The organism is Pedosphaera parvula Ellin514 (assembly GCF_000172555.1).
Lineage (GTDB): Bacteria > Verrucomicrobiota > Verrucomicrobiia > Limisphaerales > Pedosphaeraceae > Pedosphaera.
The window spans coordinates 63,193-80,670 of the sequence record NZ_ABOX02000006.1 but is presented as its reverse complement, the minus strand read 5'-3'; the positions used below and the strand labels follow the sequence as shown (position 1 = coordinate 80,670).

The window sequence follows — 17,478 nt, the reverse complement described above, 5'->3', positions numbered from 1 at the left end:
GGTTTATAAGAAATAAAGGCTGATGAGCGAGCCGCCGTTGCGAACGAGATTGTATTCTACCTGATGAATGCGCAACTCGTCGCGGCCGGTGTAATTCACGCTCTTCAGTTCGGCGGCGTTGAAGCTTAGGCTAAAGTTGTTCCCGGGTTGAGTTGAGGACATAACCGCTATGGGGATGAGGGTTGAACTTTTCCATTTTGCCCAATATGGCTGAGAAGTGATCGTCGTCGACTCCGGGTCCAGGCGACCTTTTGGTGCGCGTCCGGCAATGACAAAACCGGCGACACCATCAGGGCTGGATAAGCTCTTGCGCATCTTGATTTGGTTGCCGAGCTCAAACTCAAACTTGTTGAGGATGGGGAATAAGCCACCCAGCGTGAACATCGAGCCATTCACCAATGGTGGTTTGATGCTGTTAAAGGAGACCCCCAGCGGCAGCGCGGCATCCACAACCGACGAATACTTGCCGATCACAGTGAACTCGAGGATGAACATTTTGCCCACCTCGCAAGTCAGTTTCAGGTCCACCTTGCCGCCCACCAACCGGTGCAACTTCTGGCCGGACCACCAGCAGCAGGTCACGCCCGGCCCGGCATCCGTATAAATGGCGGGCGTATAACCGACGTTGCCATCGCCAGCCTCATACTCTGATTCCGCAATATAAGCCGAGCTCAAATTGGCCGCCTGGAGCAAGGGATCGATTTCAATGGGATTAGTGCTGTACCCGTTTTGGATCGTGCCATTGCCACGCAACTCATAACTGAACTTTAACGTGACTTGCGGCATGCTGTTGAATCCCGCAACACGATCGAGCGTGCCATCCATGGCCTTGCGATCGGTTGCGGTGGACTGGACTTCATACGTCAACGAATCCCCGACGACCGGGATGACATTGGACCCGCCAGGCGCAGCATCCACCCCGTAAGTAAATTCCTGTCTGATGGCCAAAAGGCCGATTTCTGTAATTTCCATATATAACGTGAGTTTGGATTGGGAACGGTTAATGAGTTGTGTTGCGTGTCTAATAAGTCGTGGTGGGATCACCCAGGATGCGGCGGTATTGGATGGTGTACATGACCAGCGAGCCGCCGAGTGGCTTCTGGACTTCGCTGATGAAAGGGACTTCTTCGCCGCCATCGACGATTACGGCGAGGCCGCCCAGTTGGAGATTGCTTTCGAGCAGGCGCTGGACCTCGGGTACCAAGGCATCCTTCGCGGCGCCCAAATCGCGCTGGCTTTCCACGAGCACTTTGACGGCGATGTCGAAGTGGAAGGTGCGACCGCGCGTGTCCTTGTTGGTCAGGCGTTCGGGGCCGTCGTAGATTTGCAAAGCGGGACGTGCCGGGGCGTTGATGGTTAAATCGACTTCGCGGGTGATGCTGCGCACCAGGCCGCCCGCATGCATCGGTTCCAGCACCGCGAGCACCTTGTCCATGATTTGCTTTTTTATTGAGTCGCTCATTGAAATGAAGTGTTGAAGGATGAAAGTTGAGGGTCAGAGTTCCTTTTGAATTTCGGCCATGATCAAAGGCATGGCTTTTTCCAATCCAGGTGCGATGAAGGGGCGGCCGTTGTAATCGACGCGGCGTTGATGGGGACGCACAAGCACGGTGCCCGCGCTTCGGCCAGCGACGTGAGTTTGCTCCCGGCCGACGAATCCGCCACGCGTGGTCGCGAGTCGGGAGAGTCTTCGTTCAAAGCCGCGCACCTGTTCCACTCCATGAAAGCCATACTCATGAAAGGCCGCGTAGGGCGCCTCGGAGCCAAGGGTTCCAATGACCTGGTTGCCATCAATTTCCACGATGCTCGTGATGCTGTTGCGCAGCCGGCCGGTGACGGCATCAAGTTTGGTTGGGCGCGGGCCGCTCAGGAAGTCTCGTTGCACGATGCTCACGGCCATTTGCAATCCGCGCTTGAGACCGACCAGGGCGTTGGCCTGGATCGTCGCGTCCAGTTTGGCCAACTCTTCGAAAAGCAGTTCGCGGCCTTCCTGTTGAATTTTTGCATCGATCATATTGCCTCCTTTGGGTCCGGTTGATTACATCATGAACCGCTCGTAGTTGCGCACCACGGCCTGCACATTTGGCAGCAGATCCAGCGAGCGGAATTGCTGGATGCTGCCGCCATCACCCGAGATGGAAATGAGTCCGAGCTGATTGCGGCGCTGATACCAATACGCGGCCTGCTCGATGACGGCTTGTTCCAAATCGTCTGGCAGCGCGGTCTGGTCTGCGTTCACGGGATTTCCGGGCAACACGTAGCCGCCATTGAAGATCACGCGTCCCAACTGGCGATAGGAGCCGAGGGGCGATTCGAGTTCGATCACGCTGCGTGCCGGGCTGATGAAGTATTGCGGTGCCGGAAAGTCGAACACCCAGCCCTCGGCTTCGGAGGTTTTAATGGCGAACCCGGTGACAGCGTCGACGGGATAGCGGTCCACGCAGATTTCGGTTTCACAGGCGCGGAAGTCGAAGGTGGCGCCGGTCTGTCGTTCGAAGGAACGATTGCATTCGCTTTCGATGCGCTGGGATAAGCCCCTGAGGGCATTGGTCAGCAAGGCATCGTCTTTGGTGTCGAAAGCATCCAGGCCTAAGCGGGCTTTCAAAGTGGTAAGTTGTGTAAGTGGGGTCATGGGAATTTTGGGTTAGGGACAGGTGACGTGTATTATTTTCTGGAAATGGTTATCTATGGCCTTATGCTCAGGAAATGGGCACAGGAATTAAAAACTACGCTCGCTATCAACTTAAAAAGCTCTCTGGCAAGCTTGAGTCTCATTTTCAAGGCGGGTATGAGGAATGGCGCGCAAAACGCATTCAGATGATCCTCGATCACTACGGCCATCAGTTCTTTTATGGAAAGACGCTTTTGGAGTTGGGTGCCGGTCATGGTGATATTGGCCATTTCTTTTCCATGCTCGGCGCCAAAGTCACGTGCGTTGAAGGGAGGAAAGACAACACCCGAATGCTGGTTCAGCGCTATCCAAGTTTGAAAGCAATCACTCACGATCTGAACCAAGGACTTCCTTCCAAAGAGCATTATGACATTATTATTCACTTTGGAGTGCTGTATCATTTGCAGACACCAGAGCGGTCCTTGCGTGAATCTTGTCAGTGTAGTGACCATTTGATTTTGGAAACCGAATGCTCGGACTCTGATGATCCGCAGTTCTTGCCTAAAGCCGAAGAGACTGCCTACGTTTATGACCAAGCCGTTGACGGAGTTGGATGTAGGCCCGCACAGGCGTGGGTTGAGAGAATTCTCAGCGAGGAGCGTATGCAATTTGAAAGGTTCTTTGATGCTCGACTGAATGCGTCTGGCCATTTCTACGACTGGCCTCTCAAAAACACCAAGCAGTTTCCGCGCGGCCAAAGGAGATTTTGGTTTGTTAAACATGTTTAATCAGCTGTTTCTGTGTACCTCATCCAGGTTGAACCGTTGTAAACACGAAGCCCTGGTGTGCTGTCTGTCTGATAAATAGCCAGACCAGCAACCGGAGAAGAAATAGCGTCCCGCTGGGCTTTCGTCAGGCGAGGGAGCAACAACCCCTTGGTAGTGGATTGAATGTCCACCTGGGCGCATGTTGTATTGGGAGTGCCTCCAAATCCAACTGAACAAGCGTTGGTAAATCGCGCAAATGTCCCGCCTGAGTCAAACGTCAGCTTGGGCAATCCGCCAACATCAACGTTCAAATTATAATTTTGAGCGTCGAATCCAGTCGCGTTGAGAGCAATATCAATTGCAGGATTTGCGGGAGTGCCCTTAGTGTTAAAAAGTGTTCGGTTGATTGTAGCAGTCTGAGTTGGATCCAAGTATTGCGTGTTTAGATGGCCATCGGTTGTGGTTATCGGATATCCACCGCCACTTAACACTCCAGTTCCAGCTCGAATGATACCTTGCACATAGCTATCCCCATTCTGCCTGGTTTCTCCTGTGGATTTTACGCGGTAGGTCACTCTTGATACATCGTCGGTTGTGGTGTTGGAAGAGTATCGCACGAAGTCGCCAGAAAGTTTTTCCATTCCGGAATATATGTAACCGCTGCCAGCGAACAGAAAGCTGCTTAATGTACCGTATGATTCGAGATAGTTTAGTTTGACATATATTGGGCAGGCGGAATTCCCATACCCCATTGCGCCACGCTCACCCAATCCGTCAGCGTCGCACGAATCCCAAGCAGTGGCAGAAAAGTGCGTTCTGCATTGGTTTTTCCAGCGCATAACGTTGTCAGCAGGGGATGATAATGTTGCAGGGTCTTGGGTTGCTCCGGTGCCATTGACGATGAATTTAAACTCTGCAACATCGCGGGTTGGGTTCATGTGGGTTGGGTCACCGAACTGGCATTGTCCGTAAAATGCAAATCCACCCTGCCAATCACCTTGAGATGTAGATTTAGACCATACAAGATATGGAACTCCACCACCATTATCCATTAGCCCTAGTTGTCTAACGTACGAGGGTGTTGCTGCGGCAAATCCTCCCCATGAACTACCGGACTGGATTAGCGGATACACCCCAACCTTTTGTGCCGCCGCACTCTTACTCGCCACATCACTAAGATTATTTGCAGCTTGTAAGGCGGCCGGATCGTTTGCCCTTAGGGGGTTGCCGTCCAGGAGTAATCCGCCAATATTGTCCGCGGTGAGTTTGGGGTTGGAGCCGCCGCCTAGATAAATGCCTTGCTGAGCCCAATAGGGCACGGAGGAAGCGAGGACGGTTTCGCCCAAATCATCCATGTGCAGGGAGGCGCTCGCGAACTGGTAAGGGACAGAGTAATCGTATAATGAAAATTCCAACGAGGGCCAGGTTCCATCATTTGCGGCCTGGATGGTCACGGGGTTGGTGGCAATGATGCCGCCGGAATTGGCATTTGGCTGCCATGGATTCAACGCGTTGAAGATGTTCGTGGCATCCGGCAAACGCGCGACGCCGGTCACCCAGGCACCGTCGCCGCGCAGAAAGGTGTTCGTGCCTGCGGTGCCACTGCCGAGTTGCGTCGTCGGGACGTGTGCGCTGCCGTCCAGTGCCGGGTAGCCGTTTGTTTGCCCTTTGTTCAGTTTGAATTCATACGCGGGTGCGGCGGAACTGTTGTAGGCCAGGGCGGAGGTGATCAGTGTGCTCATCTGGAACGTGCCGGAATTCGTGGGGACGGTGATGACAAAGGAATCGCGCGCGGCGGCGCCGATGGTCACTTTGTAATCGCCGGCATTGAGAATGTTGGTGAATCCGCCGTTGGGGCTGCTGGTGATGGTGTTGATAGTGGAGGAAACGAGGTTGGTGCCGTTTACCTGCGGCGTGCTTAAGGGGGTGAAGGTGATGTTGGTGGCCAGTGGAAGGCCGGCGGTGTTGACAATGGTGCCGGTGATGGTGGCGCCAAGTGATGAGGATTGAGGATGGAAGATGGAGGATAGAAAAACGGCGGCCAGGATTGGCAGGAAAGTGGGTTTGTTCATTTGGAAAAAGATTTTTAATTTTTGGTTTTTGGCTAAGGCTTTGAGGCTTGTCGCGTTGGGGTCTGGGCTAATTGGGTTGCTGTTCGTTGCGCGGGTGTCGTCGTTGGTTCCGCTTCGGATGCATGAGCGGAGCTGTTTGAGATCGCGGGCCGAAGCGGGGGAATTCCTTGCGGGCTAACCACAGCCCGTTGGGCTGGGCTAAGATAAAGCCGGCCCTTTGGGCCTCGGGGACAGGGAGAAGTTTGATCCGGCTCACGCCGAGATGCTACGGAGTGGAACGATGGCTGCTGCGCGAAAGCTGGTGTGGGTTGCATTGGTTCAAGTCTCAATATTGATTTTAAAGGGGGCCGGCGGCGACTCGCGGCGTCGCCGGCCCGTGGGTTACCTACATACGCAGCCTAGCTGGCTGCCAATTGGATCGCGGCCATGGCGTCGGTGGCCATGGCTTCGACATCGAATCGTTCGAGGGCGCGGATGCCGATTTCGTCGGTGGTGAAATAGACGTCGCGCGAGATCTCCACGCTGAGCATGGAGCGTTCGCCGAGGAACCAAAAGCTGTGGTCGCCGAACAGGGCCTGCACCTGGTTGACGTGCGCATTTTGGTCATAGACCGGCAACACGCCGACCCAACGCACGGGGAAGCCGTCGAGCGTGGGTCCGCCGGGGCCGTTGGCGATGTAAGGCGTTACGGTGGCGGAGGTGTTGAAGGCCACCAGCAAGGCCTCCATCGAGGGATGGCAGTAGTAAGCGGAGTTGAAGAGCGCGGCACCGTTGACCTTCGCCCGCACGTTGCGGAAGTCGGCGATCGTGAGGTCGCTCGGCTTGGTTTTGGTGGTGGCGGTCTGCTGCACGAGGCCGCCGGTGACGGCATACTTGCCGATGCCGGAAATGTTGTTGTAAGTGCCGGTGCCGTCCGCGAGGTAACCGACGGTGTCCTCCCAGCGGGCGGTTTCACGGGCGACGTAGCGGGCGATGAACTGGCCCAGCGGCACGACGGCATCTTCGTCAATCTCGCTCGGGATGCGGACGATGCCGCCAGCTTTCTGTGCGGTGAAGGTGACGAAGTTGATCTGGGGCGACTTCTCAGGAATGCTCGCGCTTTGGTTGATGAAACCGAAGGCGGGCGAGGTTTTGAGTTGCGGCAACTTCACGGTGCCGACACTCATGGGATAGACGGTCGCGTACTTTCGGAACTGGCCGTATTTGTAAACCAGTTCGGTGACTTCGCCGACGTAGACGATGGGCAATGGGATGTCCGTGCTGGTGATGGCGGAGCGGGTTTCGAGGCCGAGCACTTCGCGGGCGATGTGCGTGATGGCATCGCGCCGGGGATTGCCCTGGAGTTTGCCTTGCACTTCGGCACCGGCAAAGGCGAGCGCGCCGAACCAACGGGCGCATTCCTCGGAGACGGCTTCACCGGCGCGGAGCTTGGGCTTGCCGCCGCCGTTCAGCTGCTGGCGGCGCAGACGGTCGAGGTCGCCGCGCAACTGGGTGGTGTCCTCTTGCAAGCTCTTGATGCTTTCGGCGGTGGTGCGAATGTCGTTCTTGGTGAGTTCGACGCCGCTTTTGATTTCCTTGAGTCCCGTGCGGAACTCTTCAACGATTGTGTTTTCCATAAACTGAATTTTCTCTTTGGTTATTTGGCTATTGGTTAGGCCCGCTGCAGCAGCGAGCGGATTTCGGTTAATTGCCGGTTCAACTGCAACAACTGCGCCACATCGACTCCGGTTCCCCTGGCGCGGGCGTCGGTACTGGAGTCTGCCGGATCATTGCAAAAGTGTTTCAGGAGCGCGGCGGTTTCGCGCAGGTCGGACTTTTCGATCGCGCCGGATTTCAACGCGAGCGCGAGGGCATTCGGATTGGCGGGAATGCCGACGGCGGAAGTTTCCAACAACTCCTGTTTCAAATAAGTGCGGGACGGTTCCCCTGCCCTGGTGCCATTGGTCCAATCGAGCGGGATGAAGCCGACGCTGGAGGTGTTGAGGTAGCCGCCCTTGTAAAGTCCATACGCGATCTTGGCCATCGGATTCACATCGGTGGCGAATTGCCAGCGTTGCACGAGGGTGTTGCCGCGCACTTCGGTTTTCAATGCCTTGCCGATGGTGAAAATGATGTCGCCATATTGATGGCAATTTTGGATGACGGGATTTTTGACGTAGTTATCGAGCATCCAACCGGAGGCTTTGATGACTTCGTCGTAGCGGTCGAGGGTTTCGTCGCTGGCGCGCATGTCGATGCAATCGCCAGCGGCATCGTCGGGGACGGAGACCTGCACGGCGACCTGGCCGCGCAGGCCGAGCTGGCCGTTGTGGAGTTTGATGAGGCGGCCGTTAAATTCAGATTCGTTGAGTGGTTTCATTGGGGATGTGATGGGTGATGTGTGAAGGTTTCAAACTGGATTGGATTTGTGGGAGATCCCCAGAGTTACGGAAAGTCTGGGCGCATTTTCCCTCACCCCGCCCTCTCCCATTGCAAAGGGAGAGGGGGAACCGGCTGGGGTGGCGTCGTGGATTACTGCACGTTGCGCGGGTGTCGTCGTTGGTTCCGCTTCGGATGCGTGAGCGGAGCTGTTTGAGATCGCGGGCCGAAGCGGGGGAATTCCTTGCGGGCTAACCACAGCCCGTTGGGCTGGGCTAAGATAAAGCCGGCCCTTTGGGCCTCGGGGACGGGGAGAAGTTTGATCCGGCTCACGCCGAGATGCTACGCGAGTGAAGGTGCCTGGCGGTTGGATTGGATCATGGGTCGCGTACGCGGATGGATGCAGTTGAAATGACAGGGTCCCGGACGATGTCAGTGCGGCGCGCACGGAGTGACGCGCCCTACCTGGAGAGAGCTGCTGCGCGGTTGCTGTCGTGGGTTTCATTTTGGATGTTTTCTGATTTCAGTTTTTGGCGCTGGTTTTGAGGGCTTCGTTCCAGGCGACGTAGCTGGCCAGGTAAACGGCGAGGGCTTGTTTGAAGGCGCCGCGTCTGGCAGCGAGAATTTTTGTTGCCTTGCGAATGGCTTGAGGGTCGGTGACGGAGGCCTTGATTGCCCGGAACACCAACATGTAACCGGCGAAGCAATCTATCATTGCCATCTTCACGCGGCGGTGATTCTCCACGTAAGCCTTCAAGGCCCGGTCGGCGCGACTGGATGAGGCTTCCTCGGCGGCACCCAATTGAAATCTTCGCTCAGTTCTCATTTGCGCCCTCCTTGATTTGGAAATCGTTATCCAGGATGTGCGGTTGCTCGTGGCTGCGGAGCTCGGTGGGAGCCTGGCCGGCTTGCGACCAGGCTTTGATTTCGCTCAGGGCGATGGCTCCGGCCCGGCAATCCGCCGCATCCTGGAAAATAGGTTTGAGTCGCTCGGTCAGTTGCGCGTGGTTTTCACCACGCCTGAGGCCTAGTTCCAGCGACTCTTTAATTCTTTCGAACGTCAGGTAATTGACTTCAGTCAATGCCTCCGTGCGCTCGAGTAAAATCTGTTCGCCGACCTGCGTGCCGGCGTGAGCGGTCATGACGGAGCGCAAGCGATTCATGAGCTCCTTGGTCTCCGTCTCCACATCGAAAATCTCTTCGGCAAGAGTTCGGGCCAGCACCTTCCACACGGCTTGATGATGTTCGTCATCCAGACCTTGAACTTGCAGGCCGGCGGTTGGGACCGTGGTTTGCAGCAGGCCCAATACGCGTCCACGTTGCTCGAAGAAGAAGCGGCTCAGCTTGCTTTTGAGTTCACGCAGGCCGGTAGGGCGAATCGAAGCCTGATCACCGGAGTCATGTTCCAGATTTGAGAGGAGGCGGGAGAAGACGTCTGATTCTGCGGGTTTTTTGCTCTTGCTGGCAGGCTGGTTTGCGGCGGCGATGGGTTGGAGGGTGCTCGACAAATAGCCGGTGGCACCCCACGGATATTGTGGCAGGCCCAAATCAAAGGCGCGGTTGATGTCATTCAGTGGCACGCCCATGGCGAAGAATTTGGCGGCGGCATCACCGCGTTCACGACGGGCTTCCTGCATGATGGGCAGGCAATCGGCATCGAACCAACCGCAGAGATCGTTGCCGAAAGACTTCAAGATGGGTTCCACAAAGGCTTCGAGGCGGGCGCAGAGCGGCAGGATGGTTTGTTCAATGAAATTGAAGCGTTCCTGCTGGGCGACGGCGCGATTGGCATCTTCGCTGAAGCCCATGACGGTGGGCGGCACACGGAAGACTGCGCCGATTTCAAGGCGATTGAGTTTGCGGTTCTCGAGGAATTGCATATCTGCGCTCGTGGCCATTGGTCGTTCAACCTTTGCACCATCCCAAAGAAAGAGCGGGCGATCAGCGGTGCCGGCTTTGCGTTTGCGTTGATTCAGGGCGGCCACCACGGTTTCGCGCTGCTCCGGTGATATTTGCTGATCGGTGGTGACAATGAGGCCTGTGTCGGCGTTGTTGAGCATCAGGCCTTTCATATATTGGGCGGAGGCGTAGTCGGTCTGGGCGGCGAGCAACGCGGTGGCGAGTGGGGACAAGCCGCGCCAGAAATCATAGGGATTGGGCAGGCGCAACTGCATGATTTCCTCGGGCAGGAAAACCTGCGATTCCATGGGTGGGTCGGTGTAGCCAAAGCCGGTGTAGCGCCAGCCAACCAGTTCTCCACCTTCGATGATGTGCCAGAAGCGCAGTGGTGAGAGAATGAGAAGTTGGGCGATGGTGTTGCGGCCGCGCGCTTCCCGCACTGGAATCACCTGGCCTTCGCGATTGAGTGCGACGACAAAAACTTCGCCGCGCAATTGCAGCCACGAGACGAGGAGTTCCCAGAATTGATAGCGGTCGAGGTTTTCGTGCGGGCGTTTAAATAAATCGGCGGTGGGTCCGGTGACTACGTGTTCGCCATCACGTTGGCCAGTGCGACTGATGCAGAATGGGATTTGCGACACGTTCGTGGCTAGTGCAGAGACGGCGGAGTAAACCCAGGTGCTTTGTTGCAACGGTGATATCAGCGTTGTGCCTTGTGTTGGAGAGTCCATCTCCTCCCCTTTCAACCAGGCTTCAGTGAGTGAGGTGCCGCTACGGATGGATTTCCAGGTCTGCAATATGTCTTTGAGTAATTTCATAGTTGGTAAAATTGTTGCGTGTTGCGGGTTGCGTGCTGCTACGTCAGCCGACCATGGCGCCGACGCCGCCGCGATAGGCAGCGGCGTGGTGGCGGAGGGCTTTGGCCCAGAATCGATCGCAATGGCTGTCGGCGCTTTCGCCGACAAACCGGATGTTTCCGCTGGTGGTGATTTCCTTTTTGATGCCGCGCAAATCGGCGCGTAATTGGGGATCGCGGGCGATGCGGAGGGTGCGGTCCTCGAAGGCACCGCGCAGTGGGAAGGCGAGTTCCTCCTTCATGGGTGCAGTGAACATCACGGGTTCAACCTTCCAACCAAATCGTTCGCGGGCGCGTTCGGCGAGTTGCATGCCGATGCCAGTGGCATCGATGCAAGCGCGGCGTAATTTGGGAAGCGCAAGCAAACGTTCAAGTTCAAACTCCTGTTCCGCAAAGGTACGGCCCTGCATCTCGATGCGCAGACGGTCCCAGATGACGTCGCCAATCTTTTCACCCACATCCATCACGGTGAGGTCTCTCTTGCGACCGACATCGACGCCGAGATAAAGGGGATTTTTGCATTCAGCCAGGTAGTTGAAATCCTTGAGGCAATCGTCTTCGCAACCGGAGATCATGTCGTAGGTGATGAAGGCGCTGGTTTCATCAGCAGGGACGCAGCAATATTCCTGGAGCCATTGCTCCTGATCGAGGCACTCGGATTCGACGCGGGCGAGGTAAGCTTCGCGAGATTCATTGCGGCCGGTTTTCGCATTGATGCGTTCCACAAGGCCTTCGGCGATGGCATCGTGGAGAGTGACCTTGTGATGCGACCAGCCCATTTTGTTGCCGTTTTCCTTGATCCCACGGATCATTTCGTTGAAGACGGAGTTCGCACCGCGGTGGGTGGAGATGATTTCCAGTTGCCCGCCCCAGGTGGTAACTGGTTTGGCAATGCGATACAAAAGACGTTGGTCGGCGTGGAGGGCAAATTCATCGAGGATGACATGGCCGCGTTTTCCGGCGAGGGCGTTGGGATTGGAGCTGAGGGAATAGATGCGCAGGCCGGTTTTGAATTGCAGGACATGAGCTGAAAAATCGGTTTTGGAGTCGAAGACAACTTCATCCGCGTCCGGTTCAGCGATCTGCATCGTCCTGGCCCATTCCTTGCAATCTTCGAGAAAGAGCCGCGCCTGGGCGTCATCACGCGAGGAAACCCAAACGTCGAGGCGCTCCTCCTCCGCAGCGACGCGGCGAACGGCGGAATAAGCGGTGCAGTAGGAGAAACCGATCTGGCGGGATTTTTCGACGATCTTCAATCGTGAGGAGTCGTTGATCCAACGGGTTTGAAACGGGAGAAAGTATTTGTCTGTGTTATTCATTTTTCGTGTACACACCTCGTGCGTGGTGATCAAAATCGGTCTTTGTTATTGGCGGGATGCCCGTTTCAGGCCGGGCATCCCGCCCGGGGGTTTGGCGTTGTGGGGACTAAGGTTTCATTACATCAAATTCAATGCTTCCTCCATTTTGCGAATCGTTTCCCTGGTGAATGGGCGGCCTGATTTGGCTCTGCCCAATTCCGCTTCGATTTTCTTTTTTTGTTCGGCGACGTTGGCTTTGTATTTTTCGATGTCGATGGAGCCCTTGCTCAGGCGTTCGAAGACGTTGAGAAGGACGGCATAGCGTTCCGGTTTTTGGGCGACCATGTTTTTCAAGGTGCGCACGTCGAAGTCGCAAAAGACTTCGAACAATTGAGAAGCGGCGAGACGCAGGCCGGCTTCCTGAACGGAGCCGCCGACATGTTGGGCGGCGAGTTCAAAGGCAAAGTCCCTTTGGGCGCGCATTTCGGTCAACCGTTCCTGTTCGCGCAGCCAGTCTTGATGACCACCGTGATACCATGAGCCGACAGCGGCCCGGTTGATATCCGGATGGCCATTTTGAGCCAACCAGTCGGCGACCTGGATGTGATGTTGTCCATCGCGCAGGCGCTGGCTTACCTGATCGCGCATATCCTTGGGCAGGCCGGCGATCTTGCCGCAGCGGCGACGCATTCCGTCCCCCACTCTTTCTTTGATACGGGTTTTCATCGTGGAGATTTGTTTTGGTGTTTGGCACTGCTGGCGGTTGATTCCGCACCAAATACGGCGGAGAACTCACGGCGATTCAACCAGGCCTGGTAGTTGGCCTGATACCACCACCAGAGTTTCATATAGGTTATTTGTCCGTAGCCTGAGCCTCTGAGCCACGCGAGTATGGCGCGCAGGCTGGTTCCGTTGAGGATCTTGAGATTCACCTGCTCTCTTACCGGTTCAGGAAGCAATTCCATGTCCGTAGTCCTGCCTTTGGGGTGCCAGCGAACTTCAATCATTTTGCTCATAAGCCAACATCCCTTCGCTGGTGATGATATATTTATTTTCGCCCGTGATGCGGTCCGTGATTTCCTCGCACAGATTTTGCCCACGCAGGAAGTGCAGTTGATCCCGCACTTCGGATTCGCTGTAGTCAAAGCCTTGTCGTTTGGCGACTTTGCGCAGGTGATTGATCGAGATGGGAATGCTCCCGCTGCCATAGAGCTGCAACAAACATTCGTGTCTGATTTCCTGGGTTCTGTTCATGATTTTGTCCTTTCGTCCACGCGGGCGACGAGTTCGCTGACTTCGTTGATGCGATCGTGAATCTCCTTGCCGCGACGCTGGCCGGCGACCAGCAGTTCCCCTTTCATCTCCTCCATTTTTTCGAGCATGTGCATGAACCGGCCATCGATCTTGTCGTGCAGGTCCTTGCTCTGCTGTTGCTTTTCAATGCCGAGCGCGTCCAATTTGAATTCCACCTCGGCCCGCAGTTCGGCCATTAATTGCTCCAACTGTTCGTCGCCGGCCTGGATATCGAAGCGGATGGTGCGCTCGCGTTTGTCGAAATCTTCATCGAGATTCGCCAACTCTTCGTCGATGGGCGGCTGGCGTCCCCAGAGTTTGCGCGCTTGATTGACCACTCCGAGAATCAACAACACGATTCCCATGAATCCGATTGCGCCCAACAGCCACGTACTGGTTGCGGGCCAAGGGACTTGAGGTACTGCTTCCTGGGCTAAAAATGATTTCATTGGACACCTCCGGCGTGAATGGAGGTGTGGGTTGCGCTGGTTGCGACGTTGAGACGGGAAGAAGTATGATCCGGCTCACGCCGAGATGCTACGGAGTGGAACGATGGCTGGCGCGCGTGGAAGTATTTTCCTGCTTTCCGGCTGCATCGCGCGAATCCTGCTGTGGGTTTCGTTTTGTTTTGGTCTTTGTTGATGAGGCTTGCCGCGAGCATGAGCGGATTGATTGGAATCGTGGGCCAAGTTAGTGCGGCGCGCACGGAGGTCCTTCCGGACGGGCACCCCGCCCTACCTGGAAGCCGGGTCATCCCCATAGCAGTTGACAGCCCAAGCGCATCTTCCCTCACCCCTCCCTCTCCCATAGCAACGGGAGAGGGTGAAACATTTTCCAGTCCTCGTTGCAAGGCTGGCGTTGCTGGTTGTATTATGGCTGAATTCATTGGCACTCCTTTCCGAAACTTTCTTTTATTGCGTCTGTTGCGTTTCCAAAATTTTGTCGGCCACTGCGCGACGGTAGCGTTGATACAACGCGTCGGTCATGAACCAACCATCAACGGGTGCCGTGAGGGTCGTTCCCTGGTTGACACGGAGTAACGTCTGATCCGCGCTGATTACCTTGACGGGCGTTCTGCAGCCGCTCGAACTCATCGAGATCAGCAGCGCCATGAAGGCCAGCCTGCAGGCCATTCCCTTTTGCGAGGTCGTCATCAATTTGTTCATAACGGTTCCGGTTTTGTTCCAGAGGGTCTGACCTCCTTGCCGCGCTCTGGCGGTAAAGCCAGATGGCAAACGGAATCAACGCGGCAAGGATGGTCAGAATGGCGGCGGTCATTGGGTGGGTTAGTTGATCGACTTGGGAACGGTAGCCACCACCACAGCGTGGGGGAGCTTGATGGAGGCCCCCAAGTCGAGGGCGAAGGCGACCGCCGCGAAGATCGGGCCGGCTTCAAATTTTTGTAAAGCGGCGAGACGGGCCGGGTCGTTGGTCACGGCATTCTCGATGGCTGTCATCACCGGCTTGAGAAGGATGCGCAAGGTGCCGATTACGATGAGCACCGTCGCCACCCAGCCGTATTTGCCGGCAATCCCATCCAGGACCGGTTGGAGCGCGTTACTCGTGGCGGTGATGACTGTGGAATCATTGTTTGTTTGTGCGACTGTGGATTGAGCCAGTGCACTGGCGGCGAAAATTGCCGTGAGAACCAGACTTGTTTTCCAAACATTTTTCATTTTACTCTCCTTTTGTTCTACTGGTTTTGTTGTTTTCCGAACCCTGACTTTTTTCTCTCTTTTATTCTGCAAACTATTTTCTTGCGAAAACGCCTTATTTTGTTAGGCTTTATCTATCTAGTGGGACCAAGATAGTAAATAGTTAGAAACCCGTCAACATAAAAATGAAAGAATTAACAGAAAAGTTTAGAGAGTTTCGGAGATTGCATGGAAATCTCACTCAGGCTGAGCTCGGCGAGATGCTCGGCGTCACTGGAAATTACATATATCTCATTGAAAAGGGCATAAAACGCCCTTCCAAGGGACTTACGAAATTGTTTGAAAGCATGTATGCCACTCTGCCTCAAATGGGGGCTCAGCCGGGCATCCATCCTCCCATTAACAGTCTAACTAGTAGTGGTCTTCGAACCACAATAAATCCGCTTACTTTCATACCAGGCAGAAATAGTGCGCCGGTAGTGAGTTGGGCGGCGGCAGGCACGGCGCATGATTATGCCGACCTCGCCAATCAGATTGAGGAGGTGGTTTACACGGACAGCCGCGATCCAAATGCGTTCGCGCTGATCGTGGAAGGTGATTCGATGTATCCGGAAATTGCCGCGGGAGATGTCATCACGTTCTCGCCGAATTCCGAACCGCGCAACGGCAACATTGTGGTCGCGCGCCTCGCTGAGAATCATGGCGTGTTGGTGAAACGTTTTCGTCGCACGGGTCCCGAAGGCCGGACCATCATCCTCGAAAGCACGAACCAGGATTATCCTCCCATCACCCTTCCGGCTGAAGCCTTCCGCTTCATCTATCCTGCGGTGGAAATGAAACGCAAGTGGAGATGATACAAATTTCGAATTTCGAGTTGCGAATTTCGAATTCAAAGCAAAAAGCCAGTCTCGTGAGGGGCTGGCTTTTTTGTTTTGGCTTTTTTTAACCGCTAATTTGCACTAATTAACGCGAATGAAAGAGGGGTGTGGGTTGGATGGAGGTGGTGGTAAAATCTTGGCGGGGCTTGTTGGTTTTTCATTTTAAGCCAACATCTGAGGACAACCGCGCAACATAATTTTTAATTCAAGAGGCCATTTGTTTGGCGAACTGGCGGGCCAGGGCGGCAATGGGTGAGCGGCGTTGTTCGAGTTGACGCAGATATTTTTCTTCCTCGTAGGCTTCGGATTTCTGCCAGCAGCGCCACAGGATGCGCAGCCACTTGAACGCCAAGGCGCGCAGGATCGCCCAGTGGCCGACCCGTTTGCCGCGCTGTTGCTCGTAATAGGCCTTGGCCCACGGGCAATAGACCACCGTTTGTCCGGCCCATTCGACCAGGGTTTGGCGCACAAAGACCGGCGCGTTCCAGCGCCAATGCACCCAGACCCGTCCGCCGCTTTTTTCGGTCACCGGCGCGACGCCAAAGTAACGCTGCATGGCGCCCGCATCGGCAAACCGGTCGCGCAGCGTGCCAAAGGCGACCAACAGCCGCGGGGCCAGCACCGCGCCGGCCCCGGGCAGTTCCCGAAAAAGGTTTTTCTCCGGATGCGCGGCAAAGGCCTGGGCAATGGCCGTTTCAAAGGCGGCAATGTGTTCCTGGAGCACGCGCAACTCGGCCACGAGCAGCCGCACCGTGCGCACGGCCACTTCGGTCACGGCGGCGTCGCGCGTGAGCAGACGGGCCGAACGGATGCGTTGCACCCGGCTTTCAATCAGTTCGGGCCGGCGCACATTGTGGCGCTGATAGAAGCTTTTGAGGGTGGCGTTCCTGGCGGCCTGCACGTCCGTCAGACGGGGCCACCTTTCCAGAAAGTCCAAAGCCAGCGGCGCAGCCAGGTTGTCGCCAACCAGCTCGAGGGCTTGGGGAAAATAATCGCGCAGTGTGCTTTGGAGCTGGTTGGACAGGAGCGTGCGCCGGTCCACCGCCTTGCGGCGGGCCTCAACCAGGCGGGCCAGCGTGCGGGTGGCTTCATCATCCAGTTGCAGCGGACGCAGGCGGTCGCGGTGATGTTGCAGGAGACTCAAAAGCACCAAGGCATCCGGCGTGTCGTCCTTGGCGCCGGAGGGCCGGAAGGCGGCTCTGGTGCGCGTGCTGGTGGCCGGGTGGATCGGGTAGACCGTGATCCAGGGCCGTTCCAGCAAGGCGTAAACGGCGGCGCCTTTGCTGGCCTCGATCGCGACGGCAACCGGCCTGCCGCCGCAGCGCTTTTCCAGTTGATCAAGCCACTGATGGAGATTTTCAGCGGAATGCTCCAGCGTGGAGGTTTCGGTGTTTGCGCCGCTGATCTCCAGGGCGATGGCATGAGCGCCGTGGCCCCAGTCCAGTCCGATCAGGGCGGCAAACCCGGTGAGGGTGGCGTCAGAGGATTGGTTTTTCATCGTTTTACTTTGTTAATGAAGCGGCAGGCTGCAGGTCGTATAGTGCGAGGCGTGGTGACGCCGGCATCTGAGGATGCATGGCTGCTGCTCTCTAGTCCGGTCGCCGTCGAAAAGTCGGCTTAAGTTCGTTTCGCAAACGGTTTGGATCATTCGTACGGCGGCCGGACTAGAGGGTAGCAAATCTCTGGGCCCGCGGGCGGAGTTATTCACGGGCTCAAAGTCCGGGCAGCACAGAAGGCCCGGCCTTCGCCCGTGAATAACTCCGGAGCACCTATACGGTTTGGAAACCAGCG

The 17,478-nt window shown here is 56.1% G+C and carries 19 protein-coding genes; 2 read left to right on the top strand and 17 right to left on the bottom strand.

Annotated features, from left to right (window positions below; all coding sequences use genetic code 11):
• Positions 1–3 precede the first annotated feature (3 nt).
• Genes CFLAV_RS06420 through CFLAV_RS06405 form a run of 4 tightly spaced genes read right to left on the bottom strand, consistent with a single transcriptional unit; the run spans position 4 to position 2,632 of the window.
• On the bottom strand, positions 4–972 hold the full coding sequence (locus tag CFLAV_RS06420) for a phage tail tube protein (protein WP_007413851.1): 969 nt from the start codon (positions 970–972) through the stop codon (positions 4–6).
• A gap of 49 nt (positions 973–1,021) precedes the next feature.
• The gene (locus CFLAV_RS06415) at positions 1,022–1,462 is read right to left on the bottom strand and encodes a hypothetical protein (protein WP_007413850.1); all 441 of its coding nucleotides are present in this window, start codon (positions 1,460–1,462) and stop codon (positions 1,022–1,024) included.
• 33 nt (positions 1,463–1,495) lie between these two features.
• Complete coding sequence (locus tag CFLAV_RS06410) at positions 1,496–2,014, bottom strand: HK97 gp10 family phage protein (protein ID WP_007413849.1); 519 nt, start codon at positions 2,012–2,014, stop codon at positions 1,496–1,498.
• Between the two features lie 24 nt (positions 2,015–2,038).
• The gene (locus CFLAV_RS06405) at positions 2,039–2,632 is read right to left on the bottom strand and encodes a head-tail connector protein (RefSeq protein ID WP_007413848.1); all 594 of its coding nucleotides are present in this window, start codon (positions 2,630–2,632) and stop codon (positions 2,039–2,041) included.
• 74 nt (positions 2,633–2,706) lie between these two features.
• Here CFLAV_RS06405 and CFLAV_RS31945 point away from each other — a divergent pair, with 74 nt between their 5' ends.
• On the top strand, positions 2,707–3,399 hold the full coding sequence (locus CFLAV_RS31945) for a class I SAM-dependent methyltransferase (RefSeq protein ID WP_007413847.1): 693 nt from the start codon (positions 2,707–2,709) through the stop codon (positions 3,397–3,399).
• Here CFLAV_RS31945 and CFLAV_RS06395 read toward each other — a convergent pair.
• The 12 genes from CFLAV_RS06395 to CFLAV_RS31940 all read right to left on the bottom strand — a co-directional run bounded on the left by CFLAV_RS06395 (position 3,396) and on the right by CFLAV_RS31940 (position 14,830).
• On the bottom strand, positions 3,396–5,450 hold the full coding sequence (locus CFLAV_RS06395; protein ID WP_007413846.1) for a phage tail-like protein: 2,055 nt from the start codon (positions 5,448–5,450) through the stop codon (positions 3,396–3,398). The genes CFLAV_RS31945 and CFLAV_RS06395 overlap by 4 nt on opposite strands.
• Positions 5,451–5,848: 398 nt before the next feature.
• A complete protein-coding gene (locus CFLAV_RS06385; RefSeq protein ID WP_007413845.1) occupies positions 5,849–7,066 on the bottom strand; it encodes a phage major capsid protein in 1,218 nt (405 codons plus the stop codon).
• Between the two features lie 35 nt (positions 7,067–7,101).
• Positions 7,102–7,809, bottom strand: coding sequence for an HK97 family phage prohead protease (locus CFLAV_RS06380; RefSeq protein WP_007413844.1), 708 nt, complete (start codon positions 7,807–7,809; stop codon positions 7,102–7,104).
• Positions 7,810–8,331: 522 nt separating this feature from the next.
• Complete coding sequence (locus CFLAV_RS06375; RefSeq protein ID WP_007413842.1) at positions 8,332–8,634, bottom strand: hypothetical protein; 303 nt, start codon at positions 8,632–8,634, stop codon at positions 8,332–8,334.
• The gene (locus CFLAV_RS06370) at positions 8,624–10,525 is read right to left on the bottom strand and encodes a phage portal protein (RefSeq protein WP_007413841.1); all 1,902 of its coding nucleotides are present in this window, start codon (positions 10,523–10,525) and stop codon (positions 8,624–8,626) included. The genes CFLAV_RS06375 and CFLAV_RS06370 overlap by 11 nt, the downstream gene beginning before the upstream one ends.
• Positions 10,526–10,568: 43 nt before the next feature.
• Positions 10,569–11,882, bottom strand: a complete 1,314-nt coding sequence (locus CFLAV_RS06365) for a terminase large subunit domain-containing protein (protein ID WP_007413840.1) — start codon at positions 11,880–11,882, stop codon at positions 10,569–10,571.
• Between the two features lie 117 nt (positions 11,883–11,999).
• Entirely contained in the window at positions 12,000–12,587 is a 588-nt protein-coding gene (locus tag CFLAV_RS06360) for a phage protein Gp27 family protein (RefSeq protein WP_007413839.1), read from the bottom strand.
• Positions 12,584–12,877, bottom strand: a complete 294-nt coding sequence (locus CFLAV_RS06355; protein WP_150107303.1) for a hypothetical protein — start codon at positions 12,875–12,877, stop codon at positions 12,584–12,586. Before CFLAV_RS06355 ends, CFLAV_RS06360 begins: the two co-directional genes overlap by 4 nt.
• On the bottom strand, positions 12,861–13,115 hold the full coding sequence (locus tag CFLAV_RS06350; RefSeq protein ID WP_007413837.1) for a hypothetical protein: 255 nt from the start codon (positions 13,113–13,115) through the stop codon (positions 12,861–12,863). Before CFLAV_RS06350 ends, CFLAV_RS06355 begins: the two co-directional genes overlap by 17 nt.
• Positions 13,112–13,603, bottom strand: coding sequence for a hypothetical protein (locus CFLAV_RS06345; protein ID WP_007413836.1), 492 nt, complete (start codon positions 13,601–13,603; stop codon positions 13,112–13,114). The genes CFLAV_RS06350 and CFLAV_RS06345 overlap by 4 nt, the downstream gene beginning before the upstream one ends.
• Positions 13,604–14,065: 462 nt before the next feature.
• Complete coding sequence (locus CFLAV_RS06335; protein ID WP_007413834.1) at positions 14,066–14,320, bottom strand: hypothetical protein; 255 nt, start codon at positions 14,318–14,320, stop codon at positions 14,066–14,068.
• A gap of 120 nt (positions 14,321–14,440) precedes the next feature.
• The gene (locus CFLAV_RS31940) at positions 14,441–14,830 is read right to left on the bottom strand and encodes a hypothetical protein (protein WP_007413833.1); all 390 of its coding nucleotides are present in this window, start codon (positions 14,828–14,830) and stop codon (positions 14,441–14,443) included.
• A 164-nt stretch (positions 14,831–14,994) separates the two neighbouring features.
• Here CFLAV_RS31940 and CFLAV_RS31935 point away from each other — a divergent pair, with 164 nt between their 5' ends.
• Positions 14,995–15,663 (top strand): LexA family protein, encoded by a 669-nt coding sequence (locus tag CFLAV_RS31935; RefSeq protein ID WP_007413832.1) that lies wholly within the window; start codon positions 14,995–14,997, stop codon positions 15,661–15,663.
• Between the two features lie 229 nt (positions 15,664–15,892).
• Here CFLAV_RS31935 and CFLAV_RS06315 read toward each other — a convergent pair whose 3' ends face one another.
• Positions 15,893–17,185, bottom strand: a complete 1,293-nt coding sequence (locus tag CFLAV_RS06315) for an IS110 family RNA-guided transposase (RefSeq protein WP_007413831.1) — start codon at positions 17,183–17,185, stop codon at positions 15,893–15,895.
• Between the last annotated feature and the right edge of the window lie 293 nt (positions 17,186–17,478).